At 41.3% G+C, this 14,012-nt stretch carries 9 protein-coding genes; 6 read left to right on the top strand and 3 right to left on the bottom strand.

Features of this window, described 5'->3' with window-relative positions; genetic code table 11:
- Nucleotides 1-357 precede the first annotated feature (357 nt).
- Nucleotides 358-2,580, top strand: coding sequence for a TonB-dependent receptor (locus tag MTF68_RS11255; protein ID WP_029773462.1), 2,223 nt, complete (start codon nt 358-360; stop codon nt 2,578-2,580).
- A gap of 278 nt (nt 2,581-2,858) precedes the next feature.
- Here the strand turns inward: MTF68_RS11255 and MTF68_RS11250 are convergent, their stop codons facing one another.
- Nucleotides 2,859-3,623: an outer membrane protein assembly factor BamD gene (locus tag MTF68_RS11250; RefSeq protein ID WP_024031852.1), complete on the bottom strand. Its 765-nt coding sequence runs from the start codon at nt 3,621-3,623 to the stop codon at nt 2,859-2,861.
- Between the two features lie 141 nt (nt 3,624-3,764).
- On the opposite strand from MTF68_RS11250, the gene rluD reads away from it, so the two are divergent.
- The 3 genes from rluD (at nt 3,765) to clpB (ending at nt 8,147) form a co-directional block, all read left to right on the top strand.
- Nucleotides 3,765-4,742 (top strand): 23S rRNA pseudouridine(1911/1915/1917) synthase RluD, encoded by a 978-nt coding sequence (gene rluD, locus MTF68_RS11245; protein ID WP_004587336.1) that lies wholly within the window; start codon nt 3,765-3,767, stop codon nt 4,740-4,742.
- On the top strand, nt 4,742-5,473 hold the full coding sequence (gene pgeF / locus MTF68_RS11240; protein ID WP_248462528.1) for a peptidoglycan editing factor PgeF: 732 nt from the start codon (nt 4,742-4,744) through the stop codon (nt 5,471-5,473). Before rluD ends, pgeF begins: the two co-directional genes overlap by 1 nt.
- A gap of 97 nt (nt 5,474-5,570) precedes the next feature.
- Entirely contained in the window at nt 5,571-8,147 is a 2,577-nt protein-coding gene (gene clpB / locus MTF68_RS11235) for an ATP-dependent chaperone ClpB (protein WP_004587334.1), read from the top strand.
- Between the two features lie 46 nt (nt 8,148-8,193).
- On the opposite strand, the gene MTF68_RS11230 is transcribed toward clpB, so the two are convergent.
- Nucleotides 8,194-9,741: a methyl-accepting chemotaxis protein gene (locus MTF68_RS11230; protein WP_248462527.1), complete on the bottom strand. Its 1,548-nt coding sequence runs from the start codon at nt 9,739-9,741 to the stop codon at nt 8,194-8,196.
- Nucleotides 9,742-10,341: 600 nt separating this feature from the next.
- Between MTF68_RS11230 and gshA the strand changes: the two genes are divergently transcribed.
- Nucleotides 10,342-11,928: a glutamate--cysteine ligase gene (gshA, locus tag MTF68_RS11225; protein WP_126006354.1), complete on the top strand. Its 1,587-nt coding sequence runs from the start codon at nt 10,342-10,344 to the stop codon at nt 11,926-11,928.
- Nucleotides 11,929-12,061: 133 nt separating this feature from the next.
- Entirely contained in the window at nt 12,062-12,673 is a 612-nt protein-coding gene (locus MTF68_RS11220; RefSeq protein WP_024031857.1) for a transglycosylase SLT domain-containing protein, read from the top strand.
- A gap of 61 nt (nt 12,674-12,734) precedes the next feature.
- Here MTF68_RS11220 and MTF68_RS11215 read toward each other — a convergent pair whose 3' ends face one another.
- Nucleotides 12,735-14,003: a CNNM domain-containing protein gene (locus tag MTF68_RS11215; protein WP_004587330.1), complete on the bottom strand. Its 1,269-nt coding sequence runs from the start codon at nt 14,001-14,003 to the stop codon at nt 12,735-12,737.
- Nucleotides 14,004-14,012 lie beyond the last annotated feature (9 nt).

Raw genomic sequence — 14,012 nt, 5'->3', positions numbered from 1 at the left:
CAATGAAGTTTAAAGCCGTTATTTGAAGCAACTATTACTATAAAGAAAATTAGTTCACCTATATGTATTACACTGTTTTGCTATGTATTTGAATAAGTTGCTTAAAAGTGAGGCCTTATGGCCTGCCTTAATTATTTATAATGTAAGTAATATTATCCAACAATAATCAAAAGTTATAATTAATTTGTACTTGTATGTTTATTAAATGAAAATTTTTATACATTTCTTCACAAATATGTAATATAATGCCCCTCCAGAGGAAAGATGCTATTAGGCGTCTTTTTTTATGCCCAAAACTTATTGCCCAAGCCAATAAGTTCGCATAACTAAATTATACGGTATCCTTTGGAGAATATTTTGAAACTACGCAAACTCTCACAGTTAAGCCTCGCAATTGTCGCTGCATTAACTACCTCAGTAAATGCTGAAGAAGCTAAAACAACAGCAAAACAAGACGCGTTTGAAAAAATCGAAGTTACAGCTCGTAAACGTACAGAGAGCTTGTTTGAATCTCCAACCGCTATCACATCAATTGGTGCTAACCTAATTGATAAAGCCAATATGAGTAACCTAGAAGATATTGGTAAATACGTTCCAAACTTAAATATCACTCGCTACGGTGTAGGTAATGCGGCGCATGCCTCTGTGTTTATTCGTGGTATTGGTCTACAAGATCACATAATTACAACCGATCCGGGTGTAGGTGTTTATTTAGATGGTGTTTACTTAGGCCGTCAAATGGGGTCAAACTTATCGTTACCAAATGTAGAGCGTGTTGAAGTTCTACGTGGACCACAAGGTACATTATATGGTCGTAATACCTTAGGTGGCGCAGTAAATGTAATTACTAAGCAACCAGGTGATGAAGGGATTGTTTCAACTACAGCTAAAATTGGTAGCCGCGGACGTATTGCTGGCGATGTATACTTTAATAACTCGCTAACAGATGAAGTAAGTATGTCTGCAAGTGCATCATACAAAACGCGCGATGGTGTGGGTGAAGCTGTCAATTTAGCTAACCCAGAAAAAGAAATTGGTGAAGAAGAAGAATTTAGCGGTCGCGTAGCCCTTAAATGGCAAGCCAATAGCGATTTAGCGTTTACTTTTTCACTTGACGGTGTTGATAATGAGTCGGGTCAATCGCCTTACACTATTGAGCTAACTGAGCCGCTTGATGCAAATGATGTATTTAATGGTGACTTTCCTTTATTAACACAGGATATGATCCCATCTGACCCAGATGATTTAGGCACTACCGTTGCTGGTATTGAATCTACGTCTTACTCAGGGTGGGGTACGTCATTTACTGCTGATTGGGCAATTGATGATACGTACACGGCTAAATTTATTTCAAGTTACCGTACTTCTGAATACGAAGGTGGACTTGATGATGATGCCTCACCACTTAATTTATCTGAGTTCCCAGAAGAGGGTGGTGCAGACCAATACTCGTTTGAAATTCAACTAAATGCGACTTACGACAATATGGACTTTGTATCAGGTCTTTACTTCTTTAATGAAGATGGCTTTACACGTTCAGGTCCATTTGTATTTAGCCCATTCAATACTCCTAATGGCTTATTAAACGATGGTGTTACACCTTCATTTGGTGGCTATGGCGATTTTGAAATTAACCAAGAAACAAACTCATACGCTGTATATTTTAATACAAGTTACGATTTAACAGATGATTTAAGTATTGGCGGTGGCCTTCGATACTCAAAAGATGAGAAAGATGCCGATGCGATTTTCCCAACATTTGCTGAACGTAAATACGTAAGTGCAGAGTTTGACGCTGTAACATGGGATGTAAACGCATCATATCAAATCAGCAATAACATGAATGTATATGGTCAAATTCAAAAAGGTTACCAAACAGGCGGTTTCCCTCCACGTCCATTTGGTGGCCCCGATCAGTTTGTATCGTTTGATGAAACTAAAGCAATTAACTACGAAATGGGCTTAAAAGGCCAAGTACATGAAAATGTATCTATGATGTTAGCTGTATTTGTAACAGATTACACTGACCTTGCTTTACCATTTTCTGACCCTACTGCAGGCGGTGGTTTTGTAACGATTGTTGAAAATGCAGGTGAGTCTAAAGCGCAAGGTATTGAGCTTGAAACTACCGTTGCCATTACAGACGATTTCACAATTCGCAGCTCTGTAGGTTACTTAGATTCTGAAATTACAGAAGTAGATGCAGGCGTACAAGGTATTGGTAAAGGTGATTCACCAGCATTAACACCACGTTGGACTGTAATGATTGCCCCTTCTTACTTTATGGATTTAGACAGCGGTGCAACCGTCGCATTTAACGCTAACTACTCTTTCAGAAGCGAAATGCAAGGCCAGTCGGTTTACAATGAAAGCGAGACTATTGATTCGCGTGAATTAGTTGGTTTTAATATTTCTTACACTAACCCTTATGGCGATATGGAAGTAACCTTATACGGTGAAAACGTATTAAATGAGGTTTACGATGTAGGTCGTTTACAACAGTCAGGTTTTGTTGGTGTAATGCGCAGCAATGACCGTAGCGAGTTTGGTTTAAAATTCAAAAAAGACTTTGAGCTTTAATAACCCGCAATGAGTTAATTAAAAGGTAAGCTTAGGCTTACCTTTTTTTTCACCTGTAAAAAGCAAAACTTAGATCCACAGCGAATCTTTTTGTAACAAGCGCTATACAAGCATGTAGTGCAATTGCTATTGATATATTTAGTGTGGTGCGAAGGCTAATCGCTAAGTATTAAAAAGCGCCACAGGCATCAACTAGCCTTATTTTCAGGCAATAAAAAAGCCCTCAGAAAGGGCTTTTCAACAATCAACATAGGTTTAAATAAAAACCTCTGCCATTCTTATTTGTTAGATTCATTGTATTCACGCGTTAGTCTTGCGTGCTCACTTAAATCTGTCAGGCCAAGCTTTTCGTAGCTTTTTTCCATCATCTCAAGTGCAGGCTCTAAATAGCTGCTTTGCGAGTAATGCTCAACAACGTACTTACCACGATTAGCGGCCGCCAGGTAAGCTTCACGTTCGTAGTAGTAATTAGCCACTTTTAGCTCGTAACGCGCCATGCGGTTTAAAAGCCACACTAAGCGACGTTTAGCCTCTGGTGCGTAATCACTCTTTGGAAAGCGTTTTACAAGCGTTGATAAATCGGTAAATGCAACACGTGTACGGTTTGCATCGCGGTCAGCTCTGTCTATGCCAAAATACTCTTGGAAGGCATTTTTATCTGCTTTAATGTTAACCAAGCCACGCATGTAGTACATGTAATCTAAATCTTTGTGGTTTGGGTTTAAACGAATAAAGCGGTCAATGGTCGCTAATGCTTGCTCTGTATTACCTGATTGGTAATGGGCATACACTAAATCCATTTGGACTTGCTTTGAGAAAGGGCCAAATGGGTAGCGTGAATCAATAGCGGTTAATAGCTCAATTGCTCGGGCGTATAAACCTGAGTCGAGTGTTTGTTTTGCATCTTCATACAAAGCGTGTGCAGATTTGTTAGGAACGCGTTGGATATCTTCTTGGTCAGGCGCAGAAGAACAGGCCCCTAAAGTAAGTACAGAAGCTGAAAAAACAATGGCGAATGCACGTTTCCCTATTTTATTTATCATTTTATTTGTTACCTTCGATGTCTTCGGCTAGGCCACGGCGGTAAAACCGAGTAAACTATGCGTATTATATTATGCTTTTATTAAAAGCGATTCTAACCCAGTCAGGCACAGCTTGCACTGGTAAATTGGGTAAAGTTACTAATGTCAGAACAAATTTCACTTCAAGCCGAGGTTCCTACCGAGTTAGGTGGTAAACGTCTAGACCAAGTATTAGCGCAATTGTTCCCTGATTATTCACGTTCACGTATAAAAACATGGATATTGGATGATAAAATCACCGTTGACGGTGAAATCTATAACACACCACGAGAAAAACTACTCGGTGGTGAAGTTGTAAATGTTGAAACCAGCATTGAAGCACCACGCGAATACGAAGCACAAGATATCAAATTAAACATTGTTTATGAAGATGATGATATTTTGGTTATCAACAAACCTATGGGCCTAGTCGTTCACCCAGGTGCAGGTAACCCAGATGGCACAGTGCTAAATGCATTGCTGCATCATTTTCCGGATATTATTAACGTACCGCGTGCTGGTATTGTGCACCGTCTAGATAAAGACACCACAGGCTTAATGGTGGTGGCTAAAACTATTCAGGCGCAAACACATTTAGTTAAAGCACTGCAAAAACGCGAAAACTTTACGCGTGAATACGAAGCTTTATGTAATGGTACTATGACCGCAGGTGGCATGGTTGAAAAGCCGATTGGCCGTCATCCAACGCAGCGTACACACATGGCAGTTCACGAAATGGGTAAGCCTGCCATTACACATTACCGTGTTGCTGAAAAATTCCGTGCTCATACACGTTTACGCCTTCGCCTAGAAACCGGACGTACACACCAAATTCGTGTTCATATGGCGTATATAAACCACCCGTTAATTGGTGATAGAGCCTACGGCGGGCGTCCTCGTCCACCTAAAGGTGCTACGCCAGAGCTGTTTGAAATGTTACGTACATTTAATCGCCAAGCCTTACACGCAGTAAAATTGAGTATTGCGCACCCTATTACGGGCGAGATGATGACCTGGCAAGCGCCTATTCCAGATGACATGGTGGCAATGACTCAGGTGCTTAGAGAAGATACGAAAGCTAACCCTAACATAGAGTATTAATGGCTTTTTTGTCAGCCCCTTGGCCTAATTTAACCTCGGTAGGTACGCTTAGTACCACCCGAGAAGGCGGTGTGTCAAAGCCGCCTTTTAATAGCTTAAATTTAGGCCTACATGTTGATGATGATCCAGAGCACGTGCTAAAAAACCGTGCTTTGGTTGAGCAATCCCTGCCAAACCCGCCACTGTGGCTTAATCAAGTGCACAGCGCCGATGTGCTCTGTGTTGATGCAGATTTTAATTTTCAAACATTACACAGTGCTGATGCGTTGTATACAAAAGTTAAAAATCAGCCTCTTGCTATTATGAGTGCAGATTGCCTGCCTATTCTGTTTGCAAGTCATGATGGCCATGAAGTTGCAGCAGTGCATGGTGGTTGGCGCGGCCTTGAAAAAGGGATCATAAAAAATACGCTTGCCTGTTTTAGCGCGCCTAGTAAGCAAATATATGCGTGGCTTGGGCCTGCTATTGGTGCTGAGCAATTTGAAGTGGGCGCCGAGGTTGCTACGCAATTTATTGCAAAATCCCCGTTGTTTAAACAGGCGTTTAAATTACAAAGCAATAATAAATACTTGTGCGATATTTACCTAATCGCTCTCATTGAGCTTGAGCAATTAGGCGTTATTAATATTAGCGGAGGCGATTATTGTACTGTTTCTCAGCCATCATTGTTTTTCTCTTATCGGCGAGAAGGTAAAACAGGACGTATGGCCAGTTTGATCTGGCGCAAATAAAACACTATTTCCCCACAATATTCTTCTTAACACCTTGAACAATTCTATTAACATACCCATTTATTAAGCAATTAGTTTATTAAATAGGTAAACCCTCATGCGTTTAGATAGATTCACAAGTAAATTTCAATCTGCGCTTTCAGATGCTCAGTCGCTAGCATTAGGGCGCGATCATCAATTTATTGAACCCGTACATTTAATGTATGCGCTTTTACAGCAAAATGGCTCTAGCGTGCGCGCCTTGCTTGCACAAGCAGGCGTGAGTGCGGATGAGCTCAACACCAAGCTTTCTCAAGAAATAGAAAAGCTGTTTAAAGTTGAAGGAGTCGGGGGCGACGTACAGCTTTCTAATAACATGGCTTCGCTTATTAACTTATGTGATAAGTACGCGCAAAAGCGTAAAGATAAGTATATTTCGAGCGAATTATTTGTATTAGCGGCCTGTGACGACAAAGGCCCTTTAGGTGATATTTTTAGAGCGCTTAATATCACTGCAACTAAAATAGAAAGTGCCATAAAAGCAATTCGCGGTGGCCAAAAGGTCGATGACCCTAACGCCGAAGAAACCCGACAAGCACTTGAAAAATACACCATTGATTTAACCGAGCGCGCAGAGCAAGGTAAGCTCGACCCCGTTATTGGGCGAGATGACGAAATTCGTCGCACGATTCAAGTTTTGCAGCGTCGTACTAAAAATAACCCCGTGCTTATTGGTGAGCCAGGGGTAGGTAAAACGGCCATTGCTGAGGGGTTAGCGCAGCGCATTATAAATGGCGAAGTGCCAGAGGGCCTAAAAAGTAAGCGTGTTTTATCGCTAGATTTAGGCGCGCTGGTGGCGGGTGCTAAATACCGTGGTGAATTTGAAGAGCGTTTAAAATCGGTGCTCAACGAGCTGGCTAAAGAAGAAGGCCAAGTGATTTTATTTATTGATGAAATTCACACCATGGTGGGCGCAGGTAAAACCGATGGCGCTATGGATGCTGGCAATATGTTAAAGCCAGCGCTTGCTAGAGGGGAGCTACACTGTGTGGGCGCCACTACGCTTGATGAATACCGCCAATACATAGAAAAAGATGCCGCACTTGAGCGTCGTTTTCAAAAAGTATTGGTTGAAGAGCCCTCAGTTGAAGACACCATTGCCATTTTACGCGGCTTAAAAGAGCGCTACGAGTTACATCACTCGGTGGATATTACTGACCCGGCAATTGTCGCCGCTGCGCATTTATCGCACCGTTATATTAGTGACCGACAATTACCAGATAAAGCCATTGATTTAATTGACGAGGCTGGCTCGTCAATTCGTTTGCAAATAGATTCTAAGCCTGAGTCTTTAGATAAGCTTGAGCGCCGTATTATTCAATTAAAACTTGAAGATAACGCTTTAGCTAAAGAAAAAGACGATGCAAGCCAAAAGCGGCGCAGCGAAATGCAGCAGCTCATTACCGACTTAGAAGCGCAATACCGAGAGCTTGATGAAGTATGGAATGCAGAAAAAGCCTCGTTACAAGGCACGCAAGTAATTAAAGCTGAGCTTGAACAAGCGCGCCTTGATTTAGAGGTTGCCCGCCGAGCAAGCGATTTACAGCGTATGTCGGAGCTGCAATACGGAAGAATTCCAGAGCTTGAGCGAAAACTTGATTTAGCCTCGCAAGCTGAAATGCAAGAAATGAGCTTACTAAAAAACCAAGTAGGCGAGGACGAAATTGCAGAAATACTTTCTCGTTGGACCGGGATCCCAGTATCGCGAATGCTGCAAGGTGAGCGAGAAAAACTGTTAAAAATGGAAGAGCAACTTCACAGTAAAGTGATAGGGCAGGACGAAGCAGTTGTTGCGGTCGCGAATGCGATACGACGCTCTCGTGCGGGGCTTGCCGATCCTAATCGACCAATAGGATCATTTTTATTTTTAGGACCCACTGGGGTGGGTAAAACAGAGCTTACTAAAGCGCTTGCAGGTTTTATGTTCGATACAGAAGATGCCATGGTGCGTATCGACATGTCAGAGTTTATGGAAAAACACGCTGTAGCACGTTTAGTGGGCGCGCCTCCCGGTTATGTTGGTTACGAAGAAGGCGGTTATTTAACCGAAGCCGTTCGCCGTAAGCCTTATTCTGTAATTTTGCTTGATGAAATAGAAAAAGCGCATCCCGATGTATTTAATATTTTATTGCAAGTACTCGATGATGGCCGCCTTACTGATGGACAAGGGCGTACGGTTGATTTTAAAAATACGGTTATTATTATGACCTCAAATTTAGGCTCAGATATTATTCAAGAGCAAGCGGGTACAAACGACTACGCAACGCTTAAGAGCAAAGTTATGAATGTGCTCGTTAATGAATTTAGGCCAGAATTTATAAACCGTATTGATGAAACCGTCGTATTTCATCCACTTGCCAATGAGCATATTAAAGAAATTGCCGATATTCAGCTTGTTAAATTGCGCGAGCGTTTAACAGAAATGGGCTACTTATTAGAGATCAGTGATGCGGCGCTTGAAAAAATTGCCTCTAGCGGGTTCGACCCTGTTTACGGTGCTCGCCCATTAAAACGAGCTATTCAGCAAACAATTGAAAACCCACTGGCTCAGCAGCTATTAGGGGGAGAATACAACCCTGGCGATATTGTCGTGATAGATGCAAACGAGCAGGGCCTGATTTTTTCAAAACGTTAATATAGACGCACAATAAGCCGCCAAGCAGGCGGCTTATTGCCTTGCTTTATACCTTAAATGTATAAAGTAGGTTGTTTACTTTTTGAGAGCCGGCAACTAATTCTGCGGCATCTTTAGCAACGTCATAACTTAAAGCTAAGTTTTCGTTACTCACCTCTTTTATATTATCTACATTATTAGCAATATCATGGCTCACCATCTGCTGCTCCTCTGCAGCCGTCGATATACTATTTGTTAGCAAAGCTATTTCACTAATTTGATTGAATATACTATCGAGCTCTTGGTGTGTTTGCTCGGTTGTTTGTACGCAGCCCTCAGCTTGTAGTTTTGTACTTTGCATTACCTTTGACCAATTAACCAATGTATCCTGTATATCTTTAATCGAGCTGTGAATTTGCCCCGTAGCACTTTGCGTACGAGAAGAAAGAGCACGCACTTCATCAGCAACTACGGCAAAACCACGGCCATGCTCGGCCGCTCTTGCGGCTTCTATTGCTGCATTAAGCGCTAGTAAATTGGTTTGCTCAGCAATACCTTCTATCTCATTCATTACTTGGCCTATTTTATCTGCTTCCTGCGCGAGGTTATTAGCCGTATTGGCAGCATGATCTACGTGAGTTGCCAGCTCAGATACCATTTTTTTGTTATCAGCAATATGTTGTTTTATATCCGCGCAGCTGTGCTGAGTAGAATTAACTTTGTCGGCGGTAGTTGTTGTACTATTCGAAATCTCACCAATAGTGGCGGTCATTTGCGCCATAGCAGTGGCGATTTGTGTAAGCTGTGTGCTTTGCGCCTCAATGCCTTTTTCGGTGAGCGTCGATTTATCATCTAGGTTTTCAGCAATGTTATTAAAGGCATAGGTGGCATCTTTTACGCGGCCCAATACAGTTCTGAGCTTAGCAAGTAACATTTGCTCTTTATAGTCACTCACACTTAGCGGTGAGTTATCGCAAAAAACATAGCGCGAGATAGAGTCAGAATGCTGTTTATAGGTGTTTAATTTAGCAGGGGTTGCCACAAGCTCTTGATAATTTAAGGCCAAAATAAGCACGCAAATTAATACGTTGATAACCGCTGCGATGGTTGAAAAGGCAAACCCACTCATTATTAGCCAGCTAAATACAATGGCTAACGTAAGCATTTGGCGCAAGTGTGTGCGTTCTTTAAAATTAAAAGCGGCTTTACCGCTATTTAATTTTTCGTATAGTTTATGGGCTGTTAAAACATGTTTTTTATCTGGTTTTGTACGTACAGATTGATAGCCAACTAACTGATCACCTTCAAAGATAGGGGTTACAAATGCATCAACCCAGTAATAGCGCCCATCTTTACATCTATTTTTTACTATGGCGCGCCATGAGTGGCCGCTTTTTAGCGTACTCCACATTTCTTTAAATGCTGCTTTGGGCATATCTGGGTGGCGCACAATATTATGATTTTTACCAACGAGCTCCTGGGCACTAAAGCCTGCTACATCGCAAAATGCCTTATTTGCATACGTAATGACTCCTCGTAAATCGGTCGTGGATACCAATTGCTGAGTATCACTAAAGTGAACCTCTTCATTTATTAAGCTTTGATTATGACGCATGTTAGTTTTAACCATCCTTTTTAATTAACTTGTCATTGTATTGGGTAAACAAAAAGAGGTGAAGTAAAGGCGCTGCGCTAAATAAAATTGTCATCAAAATTGCGACTTTTTATGATCTATATCAAATACTGCGTTTAAAATGTTAAAGCTTATGAAGTGTAATCTATTAATTCAGGGTCTTTATGTTTGGGGCGTGAGGGTTTTTGGTGGCTGAATTTACAGCAGTATGTTTGGTTTTTAGGCAAGGGGTATGAGCAGGAAGCGAAAGCTTTGTTCGGTTTTTACTTATTCTTACATGGATGTAAGTCATAAGAATAACGCAGGGCAGTTATCGAGCCCATTCGGCTACAAATATCGCGCTTAGTTCTAACAAATTTCAATTCACAAAGGCCAACACGCCCTAGCAAAGCGATTGTATATTAGCGTGAGCAGTGGCAAGATTAGCTTGCTGGTTGATGCTTATTGTATCAAGCGCATGCTCAACAGGGTAAATAGCTAAAAATTTTGAAAAATTATATTGTTCTTAACAATTTAATCTTGAGTATGGGCAATTAGCCCCCATAACCCTAAGATTAAGCCACGTGGCCGAGGAAGCATTTTTTGACTATACATGATTTATCTAGCGCGCTAAACGCGTTATCAGCAACACCGCATCAGCACGCAATTAAAGGGATCAAACGTGGTATTGAGCGAGAGTCGTTGCGTATTAAAGGTAATGGCGCCATTTCCACTTTAGGACATCCTAAAGGCGTAGGTAGTGCATTAACAAACGGACATATTACTACCGACTTTTCAGAGTCATTACTTGAATTTATTACCCCTGTTAGTGAATCAGCGACAGAAACCTTAGCGCAATTAAAAGACCTGCAAAAGTTTACACTTGAGCACATGGGTGATGAGCTTTTATGGCCCATCAGTATGCCATGCTTTATTGAAGATCAAGATGACATCGTACTGGCTCAATTTGGTAACTCAAATACTGCGCGTATGAAAACCCTATACCGTGAAGGATTAAAAAACCGTTACGGTAGTATGATGCAAGCGATTGCGGGTGTTCATTTTAATATTTCTTTTCCAGAAACACTTTGGCAATCTTTACACACCTTAAAGCAAAGTGAGCAAAGCCTAGAAGCATTTATTTCGGATGGTTATTTAGCGCTTATTCGTAATTTCAAACGCGAGCTTTGGTTAATTAGTTACTTGTTTGGTGCCTCACCTGCATTATGTAATTCTTTTTTACAAGGTCGAAAAACTGACCTACCGTTTAAAAAACTAGGTAAAGGTACACTTTATTTAGAAGTAGGAACCGCGCTACGCTTGGGTGATTTAGGTTACACCAACAGTGCGCAATCTTCATTACGCGTAATGTATAACTCGCTTGATGAGTACGTTGCTGGGCTTAAAAAAGCAATCAACACGCCTTCTGACTTATACGGCGATATTGATGACTACACCACAGCAACACCTAAGCAGCTTAATAAAAATATTCTGCAAATCGAAAACGAATTTTATTCGCCGATCCGCCCTAAACGTAATGCTAAAAGTGGTGAAAAACCAACGGATGCATTATTAAGAGCAGGCATTGAGTATGTTGAAATTAGAGCGCTGGATGTAAACCCGTTTAGTGAAACGGGCATTGATATAGAGCAAATTCATTTTTTAGATGTGTTTTTAACGTATTGTTTGTTGAAAGACTCTCCAGAAATGCAGTGGAAAGAGCAAGCCCGCAGCACTGAGAATTTAGACACAGTGGTTAATCAGGGGCGTCAGTTAGGTGTTATGCTTAACGACAACAACCAACAGCGTACGTTACAAAGTTGGGGGAGAGAAATTTTTGACCAACTAAGTGAAGTCGCTGAGCATATGGATAAGGCGTATGGGGTGACCTATTACAGCGAAACCATCGCACAAATGGCTACTTGGGTTGATAACCCTGCGCTGACTTTTTCAGGGCGTTATGTGCGCGAGCTAGAAAGTGCGGGTATAGATAACGGTTTATTTGCTATTCAATTGGCTAATAAATATAAGCAAAGCCATGCACAAGCCAACTACAATGTGTTTTCTAAAGAATGGCTCGAGCAACAAGTTGTTCTCTCGGATAAAGCGCGAGAAGAAATAGAGCGCGCCGACACGCTAAGCTTTACTGACTTTTTAGATGAATATTTTAATGCCAAAGCATCTGCTTAAGTTTTTTTAAGCAAAAAAAACGCAGCCCAAGGTGGCTGCGTAAATATTCTTCAGGGATGAAACAATGCTATACTGCTGCATTCATATACTCAGACCCACGCTTTTTTAAAAAGTTCAGTGAGATCTTATAAAAATGAAAAAAAATGCAATTATTTTATCTTTTGCCCTCTCTTTAGCTGGGTGTGCCACTGCGCCGCCAAAGCAACCTAATGATCTTTGTAAAATTTTTGAAGAAAAGTCAGACTGGTACTTTGATGCAAAAGACGCACAAGAAAAATGGGGCTCACCTAAACATGTTCTTATGAGCATGATGTACCAAGAAAGTTCGTTTCGTCATGATGCCGCACCACCCATGGAGTATTTTTTATGGATAATTCCAACTGGGCGTGCCAGTGATGCTTACGGGTACTCACAAGCAAAAACTCCAACTTGGTCTGACTATATTCGTGAAACGGGTAACAGTGGGGCTGATAGGGATGATTTTGACGATGCAATCGACTTTATGGCATGGTTTGTTTATAAAACACATAAAGTAAATGGTATCTCTAAATGGGATGCTTACGCCCAATACTTAAATTATCACGAAGGGTGGGGCGGTTATAAACGCGGTACCTATAAAAAGAAAAAGTGGCTAATGAGTGTTGCTAATAAAGTAAAACACCGCGCAAGCCGTTATGGTGCGCAGCTTAAACGTTGTGAAGAGGAGCTTGATAAAGGCTGGTTTGAGCGACTGCTTTTTGGCTAACTACATATCTTAAAAGCAAAAAAAGGAGCCAAGGCTCCTTTTTTTAATGCATTATTTACACTTACAACTTACGTTGATTTGGCTTAATTTTTACCTGTTTTATCATATTCTCTTTTACTTCTAACACCTCAACAGGGTAGCCGGCTATTTTAAGGCTTAAATTAGCATCTGGAATATCTTCTAGGTATTCCACAATTAAACCGCTGAGTGTTTTAGGGCCATCAAGAGGAAACTCCCAGCCCATCTCTTTGTTTAAGTCGCGCACGTTAGCGCCGCCATCAACAAGGTAAGAGCCATCGCTTTGTGTGGTCACTTCTTCACTTGGCGTACGTGTTTGCGTGGTAGTGAAATCGCCAACCACTTCTTCAAGAATATCCTCAAGGGTTACGAGACCTTGTATGTCGCCATATTCATCAACCACTATACCAATACGCTCTTTTGATTGTTGGAACTTTAATAGCTGGGTATTTAGGGACGTCCCCTCAGGAATAAAGTAAATCTCACGTACAGCACGCAATAATGACGGTTTATCAAATTGCTCTTTGGTTAAAAGACGAAGAGCGTCACGCGAATGGATAAAACCTACCGCGTCATCAATATTGTCGCGATAAAGTAATACACGGGTGTGCTGAGCATGAGTTAATTGGCGGCTAATGAGCTTCCAATCGTCGTTAATATCAATCGCCACTATTTCGTTACGAGGGATCATAATATCTTCAACGGTCACTTGCTCTAAGTCTAAAATAGAAGTCAGCATGCTTTGGTGACGAGCTGGCAGTAATGCGCCTGACTCATTCACCACTGTTTTAAGCTCTTCTTTACTCATGCTGTGTTCATCTATTTGTGCTGAGCTGATACCAAATAGACGTAAAATACCGTTGGTCATCCAGTTAACAACAACCACAAATGGGAATAGTATTTTGAGTAACCCTTTTAGAATAATAGAGCTTGGAAAGGCTACTTTTTCAGGGTACAACGCAGCAAGCGTTTTAGGGGTTACTTCTGCAAATATTAGTACCACTAGCGTTAACACACCGGTTGCAATACCAATACCTAAATCACCGTATAAACGAATACCAATGATAGTGGCTACCTGGGCGGCAGCGATATTTACAAGGTTGTTACCAATTAATATTAGGCCAATGAGTCTATCAGGACGGCTAAGTAATTTACTGACTCGTTTAGCTGCGCGATGTTCCTCTTTTGCAAGGTGGCGCAAGCGTATACGATTAATTGACATGATCCCGGTTTCTGAACCCGAGAAATAAGCAGAAAAAAGCACCAATAAACCTAAAATGATAAACAAGGTACTTGTCGATATGTCGTCCAACGATGGATC

It is taken from the genome of Pseudoalteromonas sp. 2CM37A (assembly GCF_023161885.1).
Classification (GTDB): domain Bacteria; phylum Pseudomonadota; class Gammaproteobacteria; order Enterobacterales; family Alteromonadaceae; genus Pseudoalteromonas; species Pseudoalteromonas atlantica.
The sequence above is the reverse complement of the archived record's forward strand: the minus strand, read 5'-3'. Positions and strand labels throughout refer to the sequence as shown.

Coding starts and splice junctions, on each gene's coding strand:
- MTF68_RS11250 (WP_024031852.1), bottom strand. CDS start 3,623: ATGATAAATAAAATAGGGAAACGTGCATTCGCCATTGTTTTTTCAGCT.
- rluD (WP_004587336.1), top strand. CDS start 3,765: ATGTCAGAACAAATTTCACTTCAAGCCGAGGTTCCTACCGAGTTAGGT.
- pgeF (WP_248462528.1), top strand. CDS start 4,742: ATGGCTTTTTTGTCAGCCCCTTGGCCTAATTTAACCTCGGTAGGTACG.
- clpB (WP_004587334.1), top strand. CDS start 5,571: ATGCGTTTAGATAGATTCACAAGTAAATTTCAATCTGCGCTTTCAGAT.
- MTF68_RS11230 (WP_248462527.1), bottom strand. CDS start 9,741: ATGCGTCATAATCAAAGCTTAATAAATGAAGAGGTTCACTTTAGTGAT.
- MTF68_RS11220 (WP_024031857.1), top strand. CDS start 12,062: ATGAAAAAAAATGCAATTATTTTATCTTTTGCCCTCTCTTTAGCTGGG.